This window comes from Empedobacter sp. GD03861 (assembly GCF_029840885.1).
In the GTDB taxonomy this organism is placed as follows: domain Bacteria; phylum Bacteroidota; class Bacteroidia; order Flavobacteriales; family Weeksellaceae; genus Empedobacter; species Empedobacter falsenii_B.
On record NZ_JAOCDJ010000028.1, the window covers coordinates 1 to 19,383 of the forward strand.

The window sequence follows — 19,383 nt, forward strand, 5'->3', positions numbered from 1 at the left end:
GTATAAAAAAAATTCTGCTCGATTTTAACCCAAGCAGAATTTTATACTTACACAGTTTTTGGTACAGTGTCTAAAAAAGGGATACGACGATGTCGTATCCCTTTTTTAATTAATTATTTTTGTTGGATTCTTTCAACAATCTAATTAACTCTGCACGTATAGCAGCTTTATCATTACTTTTCGGGAAATCTCCTATAAAAAATGTTTGTTGCGGAACTTCATAAGATTCTAATTCACTTTTTGGTATATCAACGTGTTCTGCAAATCGACTTTCTATTACCAAAGAAATTACATCTTCTGTAGATCCTTTTTTCGGAAAAGCAATCACAATAAAATTATAATCGATATATGGTTTTAATTTCTCTTCGATCAATTCTAAATTCACCACATCTTTCCCATTCAACTTACACTCATTTCTAGAAATCCATCTAAACTTTTTCTGATCATCCGAAACAATAGCCTGTCTATATAAATTTAGTGATTCTTTTTCGTAAGGCGAATTCAAGACTAAATTACCTTTTTCATCTTCCGAAAGTTCTATTTTATCTAAAACTGTATAATCTGTTTCATCTATTTTTTTTACTGCAATTGGAAGCCCATTCGCGGTAAAAACTTGATAAAAAGTTGTTTTCGTTTGATCATTCAATTTACTTTTCAAATCATCTGACAAATCATCACTTTCGACAGCAATTTTTTCGATTCTTGCTAAATCTTCAAAAGAATTTTCAATCTGTTTCTTTGTCAAATAAGCATAATTTAATGCGTATCCTATTACGTCTTGACTTTCGTCCGTTAATGGAATCTTCACTTTATCCGAATCTTCATAACAATACAAATCAAAACCTCCTGCTATAGCCTGAACCAATGAAATTTCTCCTTCATTTTCTAAAACCGATGAACTTAAAAGTGTAGAATCTCCTTTTTTCAATCCTAAAAAATTATTTAACGAATGAAATGTTTCATTCACAAATCGAGGATCAAAATTTGATATATAAACATTATCTTCTCTCGAATAATGGAAATTAACTTTTTCTTCTTTTGAATCGATCTTTTTCATCAAATCAAAAATATCATTTTGCCATTGAAAGGTATTTTTATCCTGAAATTCACTCAGAATCTCTGGAATCGTTCTCTTGCTAAAATCTAATTTCATAATAATTATTTTTTGTGCGTTTTTAATTTATTGATAATCAAATTCAATCAATAATTTTACCAAAAAACTCGATTAAAATGTTTTTTCAACTTTTGTTGACAAAAAGTTGAAAAAAGCAGTTTCAAAAATTGGTAATTTTATAAAATTTAATGGATAATTATTTATCTTAGCAAGATGAATCACAAAACAGATTTTTCGAATTTAAGATTTAAACGAAATCTAAATTCTAATCCATCACATATAGAGTCATTTGAATTAGATAGTTTACAAGTCAAAAGTGATTACAATTACGATGATGTAAAAAATCTGAAACAGATTAACTTTCTACCCGGAGTTGCACCATATTTGCGTGGTCCTTATACAACAATGTATGTTCGTCAGCCTTGGACAATTCGCCAATATGCAGGTTTTTCTACTGCTGAAGAATCGAATGCTTTTTATAAAAGAAATTTAGCTGCTGGTCAGAAAGGGCTTTCTGTTGCCTTTGATTTGGCTACTCACCGCGGTTACGACTCAGATCATGAACGTGTTGTAGGAGATGTAGGTAAAGCTGGCGTTGCGATAGATTCTGTAGAAGATATGAAGATTTTGTTCAATGAAATTCCATTGGATAAAATTTCGGTTTCGATGACAATGAACGGAGCTGTTCTTCCTATTTTAGCTTTTTACATTGTAGCTGCAGAAGAGCAAGGTGTTTCGCAAGATCAACTTTCTGGTACAATTCAGAATGATATTTTGAAAGAGTTCATGGTGCGTAATACATACATTTATCCGCCAACTCCTTCAATGAAAATTATTGCAGATATTTTCGAATATACTTCTCAAAAAATACCTCGTTTCAATTCGATTTCTATTTCGGGTTATCACATGCAAGAAGCTGGAGCTACACCTGTTTTGGAAATGGCTTATACGCTTGCAGATGGTTACGAATATGTAAAAACTGGTTTGGAAGCAGGATTGAAAGTTGATGACTTCGCTCCTCGTTTATCATTTTTCTGGGCGATTGGAATGAATTTTCCTCAAGAAATTGCAAAAATGAGAGCTGCTCGTATGTTATGGGCAAAATTGATGCAAGAATTTGAGCCTCAAAATAAAAAATCATTAATGTTGAGAACACACTGTCAGACTTCTGGTTGGAGTTTAACAGAGCAAGAACCTTATAACAATATTGGTCGTACAGCAATCGAAGCCTTAGCTGCTGCATTAGGTGGAACACAATCTTTGCATACCAATGCATTGGACGAAGCAATTGCTTTACCAACAGATTTCTCGGCGCGTATTGCACGTAATACACAAATCATTTTACAAGAAGAAACTCAAATTTGTAGAACAGCTGATCCTTTTGGAGGAAGTTTTATGATTGAATCTTTGACAAATGAAATGGCAAATCAAGCCTGGGAATATATTCAAGAAGTTCGTGAATTAGGTGGAATGACGCAAGCCATAGAAGCTGGAATTCCAAAAATGCGTATTGAAGAAGCTGCTGCAAAAAAACAAGCCAAAATTGATTCTGGTGAAGTTGCGATTGTTGGTGTTAATGCTTATCGCTCGAAATTAGAACAACAAGAGTTCGAAATTTTAGAAGTTGACAACACAGCAGTTCGTCAAAAACAAATTGATCGATTAAATCAAATTAAGGCCGAGCGTAATAGCGAAGCTGTTCAAGATATTTTAGCGCAATTAACAAAAGCTGCTGAAACAGGCGAAGGAAATTTATTAGAATTATCTATCGAAGCGGCTCGTCGTCGTGTTACGTTAGGTGAAATTTCTGATGCATTAGAAGCTGTTTTTGGACGTCATAAAGCAATTACAAGAGGAATTCAAGGAGTTTATGCTATGGAAGCAGGTAAAATGAATAAATTTGAGGAAGCTCGTAATTTAGCTGACGAGTTTGCAGAAGAAGACGGACGTCGCCCTCGTATTATGGTAGCAAAAATGGGACAAGACGGTCACGATCGTGGTGCAAAAGTCGTTGCAACCTCTTTTGCGGATATGGGATTTGATGTGGATATTTCTCCATTGTTCCAGACGCCAGCAGAAGTTGCGAAACAAGCTGTAGAGAATGATGTTCATATTTTAGGAATTTCTTCTTTGGCTGCAGGACACAAAACGTTGGTTCCGGAAGTTGTAAAACAATTGAAAGAATTAGGTAGAGACGATGTTTATATCGTAGTCGGAGGTGTTATTCCGCGTCAAGATTATGATTATCTTTATCAAAATGGTGCAGATGCAATCTTTGGTCCAGGGACAAACTTGGCGGAATGTGCCTGCGAAATTTTAGAGAATTTATTGAAATCTTATAAATAAATCTATTTTAGTATGAGTATTCCTGTCTATTGACAGGAATATTTTTATATTTATACCACACAAACCTTAAAGCGAAATGAATAAAACTCTTCGAAATATTATCTTAATCATCTGTACAATTTTTATTATATGGTTTATTGGATACTTTCTGATTGGAGATTTTATCAGTTTAGAATTCGCGAATCATGATTTTGCGAAACTATTTCCAAAGCTTTTAACATTTGCTGCGGCAGTTAGTATTTATGTACTTTTTCTACTTTCTATCAAAAAGAAAGACGGATGGAGTTTTATGAATGTGATGAAATTTATCTTTGGAATTATCTTCGGATTTCTTCCACTTCTAACCTTCGAATATTATAGTATTGGAAGTTGTACAAATTGGAAAATTGATAAAAAAATTCAAAAAACGCTTTATAAATCCAATTCTTCTGATTCAGAAAAAATTGTTTTAATCGAAACATTTTGTCCTGAATCTAACCTAAAAACAACTCAGGTAAAGCGAATTGTAGAAATTACACCACTTTTTATAACAACTTCTGAAATTGATCTAAATAAAATTTCGGATAAAAGTTGGAAAAAACTTTAATCAAAATTAAACTTTGCTCAAAATTTGATGTCTAACAGATGAAGAAACCAATTCATCTCATGACAAAATATATTCTATCATTTCTTTTTAGTTTGATTACAATTTTTTCTTTTGCACAAGAAAAAGTCACAATTACAGGAAAAGTAACGGATGTGCTTAATTTTCCTTTAACTGATTCTGAAGTTATTTTAGGCAACAAAGCCGATTCTGCACAAATTTCTACTACATCTACAAATGATGATGGTACGTTCAAAATTGAAGTTAATCTACAAGATAAACCTGTTTATTTAATCATTGATGATCCTTTAGAAGGCGTTTTCAAACAAAGTTTCGAATCCATCAAAAACAATATTGATCTTGGAACAATTATCATTAATCCGATGATTTATGATTTAGATGAGGTTGTGGTAACAAATGTGGAACCTATTGTTGTAAAACAAGATACAATCGAGTATAATGCTGATTCTTACAAAGTAAAACCGAATGCAAATTTGGAAGCTTTGTTGAGAGAATTACCAGGTTTTGAGATGGATGACAGCGGAAATATTACGGTAAATGGAAAAGATGTTAATGAGATTTTGATTGATGGTGAACCATTTTTTGGAACGGATGGAAAAGTTGCGTTAGAAAATTTACCTGCAGATATTATCAAAAAAATTCAGGTTTCGGATTATAAAACGAAAAATGAAAAATTCTCTGGGGAACGTTCTAAATCGGATAAATCTTCGCTAAATATTACCTTGAAAGAAGATAAAAAGAAAGGTTATATGCTGAAAGCAACAGCGGGTTATGGAACGGATAATCATTACGAAGGCAATTTGATGGCGAACTATTTTAAAGGTAAAAAGAAAATTAGTTTGATTGGGTCTTCGACGGATATTGCAGCTTCTGGAATGACAAGCGGTGAAGGTTCGCGTGGTCGTGGTGGAATGGGAAGAAGAGGTTCTGATGGTGTAACGACAAATACTTCGATTGGATTGAATTATAGCGATCAATTAAATGATAATTTGAAAATTGGAGCTGATTATCGTTTGAATCATTCGTTTTCAAAAAATGATCAATATAAACACATCGAAAATTTTGCTCCAAAAAATATTTATACTTCTGATGCGAATTCTAAAACTAAAAGTGAAACGTATGGTCATAATTTTGGAACAAATTTAGAATGGACGAAAAACAATACAAAAATTTATTTTTATCCATCGTTTAGTAATTCATCATCTACAAATTCATCGATTTCGGATATTAAAACATATTCAGATTTGGGTGATTTGAGAAATCAAATGAATCAAACATCGAATGGAAAATCAAATTCGAATACATTTAATACATTATTATCACTTAATCAGAAATTCAAAAATAAATCTTATTTAGACTTTAATTCAAGTATTTCGATTGGTAAAACAGATCGAAATTCGTTCTTCAATTCGACAACTTTATATACAAATGATTCTATTGCGGATATTTATAGAAACATCAATGAGAAAAATATTTCGAAAAATAATCAATACAATTTTGATGTAAAATATACGTATCCAATTACAGATTCTTTGAAAATCGCCGTTGGTTCTGCTTATAATTTAACTGATTCTGAAACCAATAATAGAACGTGGAATTATAATGATGTAACGGGAGAATATGACAATTTGAACAATGATTTGACGCGTTTTTATTCAACCAAATTGAATGAATTTAATCCGTATGCTCAATTATTATTGAACAAAAATAAAATTTCGGCAACAGTTCGTTTTGGTGCAAACATCTACAATCAACAAAATTTTGGAACGTTTAAAGCAGATGATTACAGCTCAACTCAAAACAAAACTTTACCAGATATTTCGGGAAATATTCGTTATCAAAACGGAAACAACTCACTTTCCTTAATGTATAATTATCAGACAAGTTTGGCTTCGACATCACAAGTTTTACCAATTTTAGACGAAACTGATCCGTTAGATGTTTTCAAAGGTAATCCAGATCTTGATCCCAATAAAGCACATCGAATCAATTTGATGTTTAGCAATTTTGATCGTAAAACGCGTCAAGGATTTAATGCTAACTTAGGTTATACGTACAACGAATCAAATATTGTTAATTACACCGAAATGGATTATTCGATTTATAAACGAACAACAACATACGAAAATGTAAAAGGAAATTATCGTCTAAATGGTAACTTTTTCTTTAATAAACAATATCAAAAAGGTATCAATAAATTTAGGGTAAATGTAGGAATGTCGGCGAGTTATGCTTTAACGCAAGGCTTTAGAGATGCGGTAAAATACGAGCAATATAATACAACTTTATCACCTACATTGAGATTAAATTGGGATTATGGTGATTATTTGACAATTTCACCTTCTTATCGTTTGAACTTTACAAATTCTAAATATGTCAATTACTCAATTGATAATCAAAATAATATTACGCACAATTTCGGAATTAAAACTATTTCTACTTTTCCTAAAAATTTGACTTGGACAAATGATTTCAGTTACAATTATAACTCGAGAATGGCAGCAGGTTTCAAGCGTGATTTCTTTTTGTGGAATACAAGTTTGATGTATCGTTTCTTCGATGATAAATTGGAAGCTGGTGTTAAAGTTTACGATTTATTGAATCAAAATAACAGTTATACGCGTACAATTACAGCAGAATCAACAATCGATCAACGCAATAATATTCTGACTCGTTTTGTGATGTTCTCGTTAACATTCAACTTAAATCAGTTTGGTGGAAAATCTACAAAAGGTGAAGATGGAGACCGACCAAGAGAAAGCGGTGGAATGCGAAGAATGTAAATGCAGTAGTAAAATAACAAAAAAACGGCTCAAAATTGAGCCGTTTTTTTGTTAATCATCTTTATCAACTCCTGTTTTTTTGTTGATATTTTCTTGTATTTTTTGATAATATTCATTCTCAGTTTTATCAAATTCTGATATCGAAATTACTCTTCCTTTCGTTGGTTTTGGTTTGTCATGTTGAATTTATTTCAACATCACATATTGTTTATGATGAGAATGAAACGAATTCAGATTGATATTACGAATAATTTATTCTAAAATATATTTCAATTTATAGCCAAACATTCCACGATCTTTGATCATGTCTGCAACACCTTCTGGACATTCATTTTCCCAATCTTGCTCAGCATTTGCAATTTTTTCTAAAATTCGACGCGAATAAGAATCTAAATAACTTCTGTTGTAATTCAAAATATCTTGAATTCTTCCGTTATACAAGAAATATTTGTACAATTCGTGCACGCTATCACTTACTTGTAGATTTTTCGACGTCAACAAAATATCTTTTTCTTTGTCTAAATATGGATACAAATAAACTTTTACATTTTTCTTGAATAATTTTCCGAAAGCTTCCATAATTCCGCCAGGTAAATCGGCATAATATTGCTCATTGAAAATTTCGACCAAATTATTAACACCCATCGCTAAACCAACTTTGGTTTGATTTCGAGTAAATTTCGAGAAATAATCAACTAATTTATAATATTCAGAAAAGTTAGAAATGATAACATTGTAACCTAAACTACCAATAATATCAGCGCGATCTAAAAAATCTCGTTCATTCAATTCGCCTTCAAAACCAGAAGCAATCAAGTTAGAAAGCGTAATCTCAAATAAAATTTCGGTATTATCTGTTCTAACATCATCTTCTTGTTTGAAAATTTCTAAACCACCTTTGAACATATCCATATTTACATTCATAAAAGGACGGAAAGAACCACGAACAGCGAAGATATTTTTCTTGTATAATAAATCGGCAGGTAAAATATTTTTTCCTTGTGGATTGAAAACCGCAACATCCGTCATTCCGTTTTTAACCAACTGAAGAGACATTAAACGATTATCAACATATTTGAATTGTGGTCCACGAAAGTTAATCATGTCAATTTCTAACTGATCTTTATCCAACGTATCGTATAAAGATTTGATTAATTTTCGAGGATTATCGTAGTAATAATAAGCACCATAAATCAAATTAACACCCAAAACACCTAAAGTTTCTTGTTGCAATTGAGCCGTATTTTCTTTGAATTTGACGTGAAAAATAATCTCGTTTGCTTTTTCTTCTTCTGCATTCAATTTGAAACGTAAACCAATCCAACCTTGACCTTCATTTTTCTTCGAATAATCAATTGTTGTCACTGTATTTGCGTACGTAAAAAATGCTTTTTCTTTGTAGTGATCGTGTATTAGACGCTCTTTCATCAATTCCATCTCATGATCCAGCATCTTTTTAAGGCGAGCTTGTGTCACATAACGACGATTTTCTTCTACACCATATATCGAATCGGACATTTCTTTGTCATAAGCACTCATCGCTTTTGCAACAGTACCCGAAGCAGCACCTGCGCGATAAAAAAAACGAACGGTCTCTTGACCTGCTCCAATTTCTGCAAAAGAACCGTATATTTTCGGATTCAAATTGATCTCTAAAGCTTTTTGTTTAGGAGTAAGAACTTGTTCTAATGCCATATTTTAATTTCAAATAGTTTGTGGTAAATTTACCAAATCATTATGGCTAAATCAAATATAAGAATACATTTTTTAGGAACTGGGACTTCGCAAGGAATTCCGATTATTGGTAGCGATCATCCAGTGTGTTTGTCAACAAATCAAAAAGATAAACGTTTGCGTTCTTCTTTGTTGTTAGAAAAGGATGGAAAGGTTGTTACGATAGATAGTGGACCAGATTTTAGACAGCAAATGTTGCGTTATAATGCGCAAAGATTGGACGGAATTCTGTATACACACGAACATAATGATCATGTTTTAGGATTGGATGATATTCGTCCGTTGGTTTTTAAATCTGGAGAAGATATGAATGTCTATGGTTTGAAGAGAGTGTTGGATGAATTACATAATCGATTTCCATATATGTTTGCTGAACATAAATATCCTGGAGTGCCAACGGTTATAGAGAATGTTGTGGAAGATGAAAAATTTTTGGTTGCTGGATTTACGATTGAACCAATACAAGTTTTGCATGGACCTTTGCCTATTTTGGGTTATTTGATTGATGATAAAATTGCTTATTTGACAGATGTAAAAACGATTCCGACAGAATCGCTTGAGAAATTACGTGGAGTAGAAGTTTTAATCATTAGTGCGTTGCGAGTAGAACAAGAACATTTTTCGCATATATTATTAGATGAAGCAATACGATACTCGGATTTGATAGGTGCAAAACAGACTTATTTTACACATATTTCGCATCATTTGGGATTTCATGATGAAGTAGAGGAAAAATTACCAAAAGGTAAACATTTGGCTTACGATATGTTAGAAATAATTATGTAAAAAGTTTAAAAAATAGTTGGAAAAATAAATAAACTAACATTATATTTGCAGTCCATAAAGGCTCGGATGGCGGAATTGGTAGACGCGCACGACTCAAACTCGTGTTCCTTTGGAGTGTGGGTTCGATTCCCACTCCGAGTACTGAAAAATCCCTTAAGTAATTGTACTTAAGGGATTTGTTTTTTGTTAGGGGGCAAAAACGGGGGCAAGATGTTAATATGTAAGTTCATTCTTTTTCCAAGTATCATGAAATAATATGAAACTAATGTAAAGATATAATTTAAATCTTTATAATAGTGAAGAATATGTATTTAATTCAAGCTAGCGAGCTTGAGAAATTTGCAAATTTGGTGGCAGAAGAAGCCATCAAGAGAGTTTTGGGTGTTGTTAACAATGGTTTCGATGGAGTTGTTGATGATATTGGAAAAAAAATTATAGATGTTTCAGACAATCATTTTAGTGTAAAAGAAGCTTCTATTTTTTTCAAACATACAGAGAGAACGATGTATAATTGGAATAAAAAAAAGAAGTTGATTTTTAATATGGTTGGTGGTCGTTTATATTGTTCCAAGGAAGAGGCTTATAAATTATTAGACAATAAATAATAAATTATGATCCGAACAGAAATCTGTTATCGAAGTTCTAAGATTTCTCACAGCATATATCTTTACATCCTCCAAGTTTTTCTCTTGTCACTCTATAAAAGATTTATAAAAAATTAAGCAGGTTTTTTGAACCTGCTTTTTGTTTATGTGTTGTATTCTGATTATTTAATATTAGCTGGTATATATATCCTCTGTTAGCTTTTAATAACACTATTGATTAATTCAACATTCGTTGTAGATATTCCATACAATCTAGATAAATCTGTCCATTGGTTAAGTGCAGATTTTGTTTGTTGAATAACTTCTTCTATGAAAGATTTTGGTAGTTTAGCACTCAACCCTAAGTTTACAAGATGGCTAACAGTAATGTTTCGCCCTTCTCCCATAACCATTGTGCTTTGTTCACCACCAGGGCCGTTAGAAAAAGTAAGATCATAAGCTGGAGATAATTTCCATTCTCCAAGAGAATTCATCAGGTAAGTGAAATTCTTAGCGTGATCGTCCCTGTTATGTGCTAGCACGTTGAAAACTGCTAAACGGAACATCTTTTCAACCTCTCGGATATCTTTAGTTAAAACAGTTGTTAATGATAGTAAGTCTTCATAATCATGAGATGGTAATCTAAAATTACTATGAACCAATCCACTAACAGTATGCATGTGAAGTCGTTTATTTTTATCTCTATCAAATCTTTTTATCGCAAAATAACCATTTCCCTTTTGTGATGAAAACAAATGAACTTCAGGCATCTCTATTCCTGCATCTTTAGCCATTAATGCGTAAACGTATTCTATCGCACCAGAATCTTTTCCGTCTTGTGAGTTAGGGAACTTAACAATCCAATGTTCATAATCATCACTTAGATTATTTGCACCATGAGAGATCTTTTTTCTTTCGGAATCTAAACCTATCAATGCTTTTGGTCTAGCACCAGCAGAAGAACCATTCAATGCTAAAAGTTCAGAAATCATGTCTTCGGAATTACCTTCTAAAACTTCTTCTGTTTGAGTTGCTAATGTATCTAAATCTATTGTTTCTTGGTTGGTTTCTTGGCTTTGGTCTGGTTCATAAACCAATGCTCCCAAACCGTGAAAACCGACATTAGCCAAACGATCTAACGGTGAAATATCCGATGATAGAATTCCTTCTGAACGAAGTTTACGGTCAAAAAGTAATCTTCCCCATCCGTCGGGTAAACTGTCATTGAAAACCCCTGCTAAGCCTTCAAAAGGATTTGGAGGAAGCTCGATTACCCCACGCATCAATGGAAGTTTTAGTGGTGATATTTCTAAATTATGTTCTAAAAAATTATCATCATACTGAAAATAGATAATATTGTTTCGGATTGCTAATCGACCAACAGGCAATGTTTCAGAACCGAAATTTAAACCTACTTTTAAATCTTTTATTGCTGTTGTCATTTTCTACTTCCTCTTTTTTTGGGTTGAACTTCGCTTGATTTTATTACCTCATCAATGGATTTGAATTCGTGTTTGTTTGGTTTTAAAACCTCAACCATTTCTTCTAATCCTCCAACAACAGACAAAATTTTTAGAAAAGAATCTAATGAAATCATTCCTTTTTGTTCAAACTTACGAAGCGTAGATAATGGCACACCAGATCTTTCTGCTAAACCTTCTTGGGTAAGATTCATTTGTAATCTCCTTTCACGAATGTTTTGAATCAATTTTTCTTGTACTTTCGAAAGTGATATAAATAACATAATAAGGGTATTTATGAATGTTATTAGTGGTTAAATAACATTATGGTATTACAAATATAAGGAATTATAATGAGATTTTTGCAAATTTATAATGGTAAAGTAAGCTTATGTATTGACAAAATAAGCTAAAAGTCAATTTATTAGTTGACTTTCTTAATATATTAATTGCGAAAAAAGCATAACTAGTATTACTCCAAACTATCATAAAATCGTTTGCTTTCAAACTCCGAATAATCTTGATAGGTTTTAAGATTGTCGTTGAGTTTTTTCAATTTTTGTAAACAATCAAGATACTGAGATTCTTCAAAAGTGTAGCAAACGTCTGAATGAAATTCGTAATCCGAAGAAGCTTTGAAACTACAAAAACTAACTGTTTTTTCTATCTGGTTTCTCTCAATTTTCATGTGTACATTAGAGCAGTCTATATATCCGCAACAATGAGAAAGACAGATCAAGTTCTCGTTCCTCTCTAATCTTGAAATATCCTGTCTTAATTCAATTATTTTTTCGTCAGATAAATTCAATTCGTTGGTGGCTAAAAATGGAGCTACAAGTAATTCAAAAGTTTGCTCAGAATGTAAACCAATCATCGGATGTTTTGGATCTACAGGCATTAAGTTTTCAGGGAAATTGTAATAAAATAGTGTTTCTTCACTTGTTGGATCTTGTGGGTGAACTCTAAAATAGTAAGAATCTTCCATGAATTCGCGAGCTTGCTCTTCGTTCTCAAAATTGACCTCAGCATGTTTACATGTAATAGAATCGTACAAAGGATTTCCATCAACCAACAATGTAATGATGATGTTATCTTCATTAGATTGTAAGCAGTAACTAAGTTGGTTGTAATATATCATTTATTGTTTTTTGTATTAGAACTTGGAGAACTCAAACCTTGCTAATTTCAATTGCTGTAAGCGATAACGTAAAGCAGCTTCTGAAACTCCGTAACGTTTGGTTAATTGATTCCGTATTCCTACCCATATACCAAAAGTGAAATCATTTTTCACCAAAAGGAAATCTTGGATTTTATATCTACTTGCATTCGCTAAGATTGCCACAAAAGCAGGTTTTATTTTCTCTTCTGGCATTAGCAAACAGCTTGCGAAATAATTAGCTTCCCGTTCTATTGGATTTTGTTGGTGTCCTTCTTCTACAATATCATTGCTATTACAGAAAACTGAATTTTGATGCAATTGATGTTGTAAAAAATAATGCCCCAATTCGTGAGCTATTGTAAAATTCTTTCGTCCATGATTATCAATATTTTTATTAATCATGATATACACTTGGTTATTATTTCCTTTAGTGAGTGCTCCCACAAAATCAGTAGAAACAGAAGGAATCTCGCGTAACTTGATGTCTTCTGCGATCATAATTTCGTTGAAAACTTTAAAAACACCACCTCGTTTGACATGCTTTGTCAAAACATTATTAGCGATATGTTCTATCTCATTATTGATCTTCATCATCCATTGCATCGAAAATTTCTCTCAATACTACTTCGTCTATATCTCCACGTGCTGCAAGCTTTTGATTAGACAACCATAATGCAAAACGATTTTCTTTAATATCATCTTTTATCTTATAATCAACTGAAGGTTCCGCCACCATTCCCAAAAATTCATCGGCTACATCACCAACCGTCACTTGCCCATTCATTAACATGGGTAACAACCAATCGCGTAATTGTACGAGTTCTTGGTTTTGTTTTTGGGTAAGTGTAATTCTATAATATATTGAAGAACTTAGTTCAGTATATTTTTTAATTGTTGGTTCGTGATATAATATTGGGCTATTTCTTAGTGATCCTAAAGCAATAAATTTTTGAATACTGCCCGAAATAACATTTGGTATATATCTTTGCATATCATATTCATGTAAATATTGATATAGATAATTCTTGAAACTTTGTTTTGTAGAAGTCTTGAAAAGAGCAACATTTTTAATTGCAAAATTTACTATTTCTTCCTCTACTTTGTATATAGTACCAATATTACCAATCATTGAAAAAAGGATGTCACCTGTATCAACTTTACTTCTTTGATTAATCAAATCAAAATCAATTTTAGTAATCTTATTTGTTTCACTAAAATCGATACCTGATTTTTTTAAATTTTTAGAAGTTACTAATGGATAACCATTTTCAGTTATATATTTTGGTGAATCGTGTGTTCCATCTTTTACTTCAACAATATCCTCCAACCTCTTCACCTCCCAACCTTCAGGGATTTCTCTTTTCAAAGTTTCGTTTAAAACCATTTTTCCGCCTGAAGATTTGTAAGGTTTGTTATCTTCGTTAGGGAAATCAAACTGTACAAACCAATAATCGTACAGTGTTTTTGCCATCGCTTCTAACTCTGCATTGATTTTGTTGTTTACTTCGATTTTATCGTCTAAGGCTGAAAGTACAGATGCTATTTTTTGTTGGGTTGGTACATTTTCTTCTATATATATTTCAAAACTTTCTATAGTAGATTTAGAGACTTCTTTAAATGTTGTGCCTGTACCTAATTCTTGGATTTTAGAAATTTGTGTTTTTAACAAATAAAATAAATATTCATTATCAATTTTATCCTTTTTACAAACCATGTTTTTAAAACCTTGATTTGTAGCAGTCTCTTTTGTGCAAATACTCATTAGTCCAATAGGAGCTCGACTTGAAAATAGGATTGTACCTTTGGGTAATAAATTACCTCCAATTGAATTTAGTCCTTTTTCTGTTATATTTCTTTCACCTCTATTAATATATTTGGTCTTTTGATCAGAAATATCCTTAGGAGTAATCCAAGAAATATGACCATCGAAATTTTCTGATACAGAAGTAGATGGTGTAGAACCATTAAATATATCAACTATATCCTTTATCTTAACCTTAATCATACTTCAATCTTTTTAATTGTTTCTGAATTTCTTGGTCTAAGGCGTTTCCTTCTGCAAATAAAGTAGCTAAACGCGTTTCGAAATCGTTCATTTTTTGTTGGAACTCTTCGGGTGTGATGTCCACATATTCAATCTTTACCTCAAAGTATTGTCCTGCTGAGAACGAATAATTTTTGGCGATGATTTCTTCTTTCGTAACCACCACGCTTAAATCTTCTACCGCTTCTTTGTTGTTAAATGTTGCAACAATTTTAGCTTCTTCCTCAGGCGTTAAAACGGTGCGTTGGTTTTTTCCTTCTTTTATGGTTTCGCCTAATTTAGAAGCGTCCATCAACACAATGTGTTCGTTATCGGCTTTTTTATCCAAAAACAAAACCGAAACATTGGTACCCGTACTCGCAAATATATTACTCGGCATACTTACCACACCACGCAGCCAACCGTTGGTAATCAATCGTTCACGTATTTTTTTCTCAATACCACTTTGTGCGGTGATAAATCCTGTTGGCACAACAATAGCTGCCTGTCCGTCATCAGACAAACTGTACATGATGTGTTGAATAAATAGCAAGTAAATTGCCATCGATTCTTTCTTCGCTTTCGGCACATTCGGAATTCCTGCAAAGAAGCGTTGCTTAAAAGCGTCTTTCTCTAAATCTTCTCTAAAATCTGAAAAATCTAACTTAAACGGCGGATTCGAAACGATATAATCAAATTTTGTATCCAAATAAGTAGGTTGAGCAATCGTATTAGTTTTGATGATATTCGGGATAGAATGCGTTAGATCATTCAATACCAAATTCAATCGCAACATATTACTCGATTTCTGAGAAATATCTTCCGAATAAATGGTACAATTTTTCTCTCCAATTTGATGCGCCAAACTCATTAATAACGTTCCCGATCCTGCACTCGGATCATAGCATTTAACGCCTTTTACAGGTTCTGGCACAAGAATTTGCGCCATAATACGTGCAACAGCGTGCGGTGTGTAATATTCTGCATATTTCCCACCTGAATCGGTATTATAATCTTTAATTAAATATTCGAAAATTGTGGCAAAGAAATCGTATTTCTGTTCGAACATTTCCTCAAAAGAAAACTCAAACAATTTATTGATTAAGGCTTTTGCAAACGCATCTCGTTGCGAAGAATCTGAGATAAACTGCGTTAATTCATCAAACAACGTATCTTTTGCTCCAGAGAATGATTTTACAGAAAATACATCCGCATTTTCTATGGAAATCTGACGGAGAGTATCATCAAAAGTCTTCGCAAAATCATCACTGTTTTGTATGGCAAACAAATGCGAAATCAAATGATCGGGCGCTAAACGCGGAATATTAGGATCTAATCCTGCTAATAAAAATTGATAATCGTCTTCGCTTAACGCGCGTAATGCCTGAGAGAAATTCTCAGCATCTGCCAAAGCTGGCATTTCTTGTTTTACAGCATAACGAAATTTATCATTCAAGAATTTATACAAAAATACTTGTGTGATGATCTTAAATTCGTTTCCGTCGTTCCCTAATCCATAATTCGCACAAACACTTTTTAGATTATCAATTAAGTCTTTGGTGTGTGTGATGAATTTTATATCGTGTGTCATTTTATCGTTGTTGATATTGTTGGATGTATTCTTTCGAAATCAACTGATTAATCATTTTAGTTGTTTCGAAATCCAAATCCATTTTTTCGTTCTTTTTAAATTCTTGTACCACCAATTGCAGTAAGTATCGGTTGAAATACGCTTCGTTTTTCAATAAATCTTCTTGTGTATTCATGGTATTATCAACCTGTTCTTTTACTTGCATTAATGCTCGGTGCAATTGTATTTCTTTAGCGTTTAGTGTTCCTTTCTCGCTTAGACGTTTATGGATGCGTGCATACTTTTCGTCGTTTTCGTATTTTACTTTTAACAAAGCATTTTTACGATTTAACTCTTTTGCTTCGTTGTAAATTTTTTCGAGTAAATGCTTATTGGCAATCATTTCTTCTTGCGAAACTTCACTCAGGTTTTTCTTTTTGAAGATACGCTCCAATTCTTCGCGCAAAGATACAAATTCGGGATCAGAAGGATCAAAATTTGTTTGCAAGGATTCCCTTGTTTTACGTAAAACATCTTTGAATTCATCAGCCAAAACCAATTCGCTTTCGTCCACTTTTACAAACTGAAAAATAATATCTTCTAAAGCGGTATCCAGAATATTTCTGTTTTCAGATTCATTTCCAATGCTTTCCAGATAGTTTAAATTGTCTAATCGGTTCTGGGTTTCAATCAACAATCGATTCAGTAATTCAAAATCAGCAGCGGTTTCTAAACCTTCGTAGTTGTTTAAGGCGATCAAGTTTTTTAACTCTTTAGCCGTTCGTAAAGCTTTTACTAATTCCAAAAGCTCTTTTTTATCGTTAATCTGCGCTAATTGTTGCGAGAAAAGCTCACGATTTTGTGTATCGTACTTAAAAAGAATTTCCTTTATTTCGTCTATTTCTTGTTTAATTTCCTCTTCGGATTTGAACAAATGCGAATACATTTCCATCTCGTCACCCAATTGATCTTGCAATTCATCAAAATACAAACGATTGGTACGATCAAAAGCTTTAGAAATGTCAGCAAAATCAACCACATATCCGTAACGATAATCTTTGTACGGACGATTGACTCTGGTAAGTGTTTGCAATAAGTTATGATCCTGAATAACACGAGCCAAATATAGTTTCTTCAAGCGTTTTGCATCAAAACCTGTCAGTAACATATTGTACACAAATAACACATCTACATGACCTTTTTTATAAGCTTTGATGAGATCTTTGCGTATTGTTTTGTCGTTTTCATCGTGTAAAATTAAAGCTGCCGTCAATTTTGGCGTTTCGGTATTACCATATTTTTCCGTTGGTTCTGCTGCCATCAAAATACTCGCATCAATTTCTTGTTTACCGTATTTTTCTTCAAACAAACGGAACAATTCTTTGGCTTGATCGGCGGAATCACAAACCACCATTCCACCTAAACTATGATCACGTTGAACTTTTTTAAACTGAATTAAATCATTAGCGATATACTCTAAAAGTGGTGCTGCAAACTTCGGATGTTTGTAAATCTCTTTGGTAGAAATATCGCCTTTTAGGAGTTTAATTTCATCCATTACAGACTTCATCTGCATCTTAAACTGTCCTTCAATTTGCTCACGAATCAAACGCAACGTATAGCCATCGGCGATGGACATATTGTAGTAATACTTATGAATATAATTTCCAAATAATAATTTGGAATCATAATCTTTAGCGACTTCTTTCAACAAAGGCGTTCCCGTTAAAGCAATTTTGATAGCGTTTCTATCTGAATTAATCAGATTCGCTAAATAATTACCTTTCGGATTGTAGGAACGGTGCGCTTCATCTAAGAAATACACTCGTTGAATATTGATGTCGTACTCTAAATTTTGAATAACTGTCGCATCTTCCGAAAATTTCTGAATATTAACCACCGTAATTTCAGGAACACCGCTATCATTGTGGATAGCTCCAACAGTTTGTAAATCTTTGGTGAATTCCGATTTAGAATTAACCGTGTTTACCTTTAATCCACGATTCGCAAATTCACTCGAAGCCTGAATTAGTAAATCGATACGATCTACAATAAAATAGAACTTCGGAATGATTTGTTTCTTCGCAAAATAATGCGTCAAATGTTTTACATTGTAATACGCCAACGCTGTTTTACCAGAACCTTGGGTATGCCAAATGATTCCTTTGTTTTGTCCTGCTTCTAACTTTGCAACAATGGCTTTTGTAGCAAAAATCTGTGGATAACGCATGATGTGTTTTTGGTAAGATATTTTACCTGTATTTTCATCTTCATCCTCCACATACGTAATTGAAAATTGAAGTATAAAAGCCAAACGTTCTTTGCTAAATAAAGAAGTTAGAATTCGGTTTGTTGGTGTGTTTTCGCCTTTGTTGGTAATAAACTCTGGACTATGTTTGATGACGCTTAGATTGTTATCTTTCAGAATTTTATTTTCCTGTTCATCAGAGAGTGCAATTAACCTTTGTTGAACTGGATAATCCAAATCTTCTCTAAAGTAATTGAACGAAACACTTCCATAGTTTGTAGTGCCATAATAAGCTCCGAAAATAGGTTCTACAATTCCGTCTTCATATTCCATATTATTAGAAAATACCAACAATTGAGAGATGTTTACAAATCGACGGAAATGTTTATTTTTAAATCGTGTTTCAATTCTATTTCGTTCCGCAATAACCCCTTCTTTGTTATGAGGTTTTTTTACCTCAATAAAAGACAAAGGCATTCCGTTAATTAAAACCGCAATATCTGGGCGGAACTCTTCATCACCAGCTTTGTATGTTAACTCTGTGGTGATATGAAAATCATTGTTGTTGAAGTTTGTGAAGTCTATTAATTTAATTCCTGAAGTTGCAGTTAAACGTTCGTAGAATTTCTTCCCAAGATCTTCGTAATCCAACTCTAAGTTAATTTCATCTAAAACTCGTTTCGCTTCTTCTTCAGTAATTTCGTTAATCGTTGCAATTTTCGGAATGAAAATATCTGGAAATATATTATTCTCTTCTAATCGATCTTGTTTGTTTTGTGGTATATATTGATAGCCTAATCGCATCAAGTGCAAAAGGGCAGGAATTTTCACTCGTGAATCTTCGTTGAATTTCATTCGTTAGTCTTAATAGTAATTGTAAATATACCAAAAAGAAGTACTCGAAAATTACCATACCACAAAAGTGTTCGACTTTAAAATTTCAATACGTGATATATAGATCTTAATACTATA

14 protein-coding genes and 1 tRNA gene are annotated in these 19,383 nt (G+C 32.7%); 6 read left to right on the top strand and 9 right to left on the bottom strand.

All coding sequences use genetic code 11. The features are described from left to right. Window positions 1-109 precede the first annotated feature (109 nt). Window positions 110-1,153, bottom strand: coding sequence for a hypothetical protein (locus tag N5D03_RS11375; RefSeq protein WP_280051710.1), 1,044 nt, complete (start codon window positions 1,151-1,153; stop codon window positions 110-112). A 174-nt stretch (window positions 1,154-1,327) separates the two neighbouring features. Here N5D03_RS11375 and scpA point away from each other — a divergent pair, with 174 nt between their 5' ends. From scpA to N5D03_RS11390, 3 genes are all read left to right on the top strand, one after another. Beyond that, on the top strand, window positions 1,328-3,460 hold the full coding sequence (gene scpA, locus N5D03_RS11380; protein WP_280051711.1) for a methylmalonyl-CoA mutase: 2,133 nt from the start codon (window positions 1,328-1,330) through the stop codon (window positions 3,458-3,460). A 76-nt stretch (window positions 3,461-3,536) separates the two neighbouring features. Continuing rightward, window positions 3,537-4,046 carry a hypothetical protein gene (locus N5D03_RS11385; protein ID WP_038334805.1) on the top strand — a complete coding sequence of 170 codons (510 nt, stop codon included), beginning with the start codon at window positions 3,537-3,539 and terminating at the stop codon, window positions 4,044-4,046. Between the two features lie 59 nt (window positions 4,047-4,105). Next, window positions 4,106-6,847: an outer membrane beta-barrel protein gene (locus N5D03_RS11390; RefSeq protein ID WP_280051712.1), complete on the top strand. Its 2,742-nt coding sequence runs from the start codon at window positions 4,106-4,108 to the stop codon at window positions 6,845-6,847. 252 nt (window positions 6,848-7,099) lie between these two features. Here the strand turns inward: N5D03_RS11390 and N5D03_RS11395 are convergent, their stop codons facing one another. After that, on the bottom strand, window positions 7,100-8,542 hold the full coding sequence (locus tag N5D03_RS11395; RefSeq protein ID WP_280051713.1) for a TonB-dependent receptor: 1,443 nt from the start codon (window positions 8,540-8,542) through the stop codon (window positions 7,100-7,102). Window positions 8,543-8,584: 42 nt separating this feature from the next. Between N5D03_RS11395 and N5D03_RS11400 the strand changes: the two genes are divergently transcribed. From N5D03_RS11400 to N5D03_RS11410, 3 genes are all read left to right on the top strand, one after another. Beyond that, the gene (locus tag N5D03_RS11400) at window positions 8,585-9,367 is read left to right on the top strand and encodes an MBL fold metallo-hydrolase (RefSeq protein WP_280051714.1); all 783 of its coding nucleotides are present in this window, start codon (window positions 8,585-8,587) and stop codon (window positions 9,365-9,367) included. 60 nt (window positions 9,368-9,427) lie between these two features. Continuing rightward, a tRNA-Leu gene (locus N5D03_RS11405) sits at window positions 9,428-9,508 on the top strand. Window positions 9,509-9,672: 164 nt separating this feature from the next. After that, a complete protein-coding gene (locus N5D03_RS11410) occupies window positions 9,673-9,972 on the top strand; it encodes a hypothetical protein (protein WP_280051716.1) in 300 nt (99 codons plus the stop codon). Between the two features lie 194 nt (window positions 9,973-10,166). Here the strand turns inward: N5D03_RS11410 and N5D03_RS11415 are convergent, their stop codons facing one another. The 7 genes from N5D03_RS11415 to N5D03_RS11445 all read right to left on the bottom strand — a co-directional run bounded on the left by N5D03_RS11415 (window position 10,167) and on the right by N5D03_RS11445 (window position 19,266). Beyond that, window positions 10,167-11,393 carry a type II toxin-antitoxin system HipA family toxin gene (locus tag N5D03_RS11415; protein ID WP_280051718.1) on the bottom strand — a complete coding sequence of 409 codons (1,227 nt, stop codon included), beginning with the start codon at window positions 11,391-11,393 and terminating at the stop codon, window positions 10,167-10,169. Next, window positions 11,390-11,695 (bottom strand): helix-turn-helix transcriptional regulator, encoded by a 306-nt coding sequence (locus tag N5D03_RS11420; RefSeq protein ID WP_280051719.1) that lies wholly within the window; start codon window positions 11,693-11,695, stop codon window positions 11,390-11,392. The genes N5D03_RS11415 and N5D03_RS11420 overlap by 4 nt, the downstream gene beginning before the upstream one ends. A gap of 188 nt (window positions 11,696-11,883) precedes the next feature. Next, window positions 11,884-12,549 (bottom strand): hypothetical protein, encoded by a 666-nt coding sequence (locus N5D03_RS11425; RefSeq protein ID WP_280051720.1) that lies wholly within the window; start codon window positions 12,547-12,549, stop codon window positions 11,884-11,886. Window positions 12,550-12,564: 15 nt separating this feature from the next. Beyond that, a complete protein-coding gene (locus N5D03_RS11430) occupies window positions 12,565-13,161 on the bottom strand; it encodes an ImmA/IrrE family metallo-endopeptidase (RefSeq protein WP_280051721.1) in 597 nt (198 codons plus the stop codon). Further along, window positions 13,148-14,575 (bottom strand): restriction endonuclease subunit S, encoded by a 1,428-nt coding sequence (locus N5D03_RS11435; protein WP_280051723.1) that lies wholly within the window; start codon window positions 14,573-14,575, stop codon window positions 13,148-13,150. Before N5D03_RS11435 ends, N5D03_RS11430 begins: the two co-directional genes overlap by 14 nt. Next, on the bottom strand, window positions 14,568-16,184 hold the full coding sequence (locus N5D03_RS11440) for a class I SAM-dependent DNA methyltransferase (protein ID WP_280051724.1): 1,617 nt from the start codon (window positions 16,182-16,184) through the stop codon (window positions 14,568-14,570). Before N5D03_RS11440 ends, N5D03_RS11435 begins: the two co-directional genes overlap by 8 nt. Window position 16,185: 1 nt before the next feature. Then, complete coding sequence (locus N5D03_RS11445; RefSeq protein ID WP_280051726.1) at window positions 16,186-19,266, bottom strand: type I restriction endonuclease; 3,081 nt, start codon at window positions 19,264-19,266, stop codon at window positions 16,186-16,188. Window positions 19,267-19,383 lie beyond the last annotated feature (117 nt).

Excerpts from the sequence above, each read along its gene's own strand:
- N5D03_RS11375 (WP_280051710.1), bottom strand. The coding sequence starts at position 1,153 with ATGAAATTAGATTTTAGCAAGAGAACGATTCCAGAGATTCTGAGTGAA.
- scpA (WP_280051711.1), top strand. The coding sequence starts at position 1,328 with ATGAATCACAAAACAGATTTTTCGAATTTAAGATTTAAACGAAATCTA.
- N5D03_RS11385 (WP_038334805.1), top strand. The coding sequence starts at position 3,537 with ATGAATAAAACTCTTCGAAATATTATCTTAATCATCTGTACAATTTTT.
- N5D03_RS11390 (WP_280051712.1), top strand. The coding sequence starts at position 4,106 with ATGACAAAATATATTCTATCATTTCTTTTTAGTTTGATTACAATTTTT.
- N5D03_RS11395 (WP_280051713.1), bottom strand. The coding sequence starts at position 8,542 with ATGGCATTAGAACAAGTTCTTACTCCTAAACAAAAAGCTTTAGAGATC.
- N5D03_RS11400 (WP_280051714.1), top strand. The coding sequence starts at position 8,585 with ATGGCTAAATCAAATATAAGAATACATTTTTTAGGAACTGGGACTTCG.
- N5D03_RS11410 (WP_280051716.1), top strand. The coding sequence starts at position 9,673 with ATGTATTTAATTCAAGCTAGCGAGCTTGAGAAATTTGCAAATTTGGTG.
- N5D03_RS11415 (WP_280051718.1), bottom strand. The coding sequence starts at position 11,393 with ATGACAACAGCAATAAAAGATTTAAAAGTAGGTTTAAATTTCGGTTCT.
- N5D03_RS11420 (WP_280051719.1), bottom strand. The coding sequence starts at position 11,695 with ATGTTATTTATATCACTTTCGAAAGTACAAGAAAAATTGATTCAAAAC.
- N5D03_RS11425 (WP_280051720.1), bottom strand. The coding sequence starts at position 12,549 with ATGATATATTACAACCAACTTAGTTACTGCTTACAATCTAATGAAGAT.
- N5D03_RS11430 (WP_280051721.1), bottom strand. The coding sequence starts at position 13,161 with ATGAAGATCAATAATGAGATAGAACATATCGCTAATAATGTTTTGACA.
- N5D03_RS11435 (WP_280051723.1), bottom strand. The coding sequence starts at position 14,575 with ATGATTAAGGTTAAGATAAAGGATATAGTTGATATATTTAATGGTTCT.
- N5D03_RS11440 (WP_280051724.1), bottom strand. The coding sequence starts at position 16,184 with ATGACACACGATATAAAATTCATCACACACACCAAAGACTTAATTGAT.
- N5D03_RS11445 (WP_280051726.1), bottom strand. The coding sequence starts at position 19,266 with ATGAAATTCAACGAAGATTCACGAGTGAAAATTCCTGCCCTTTTGCAC.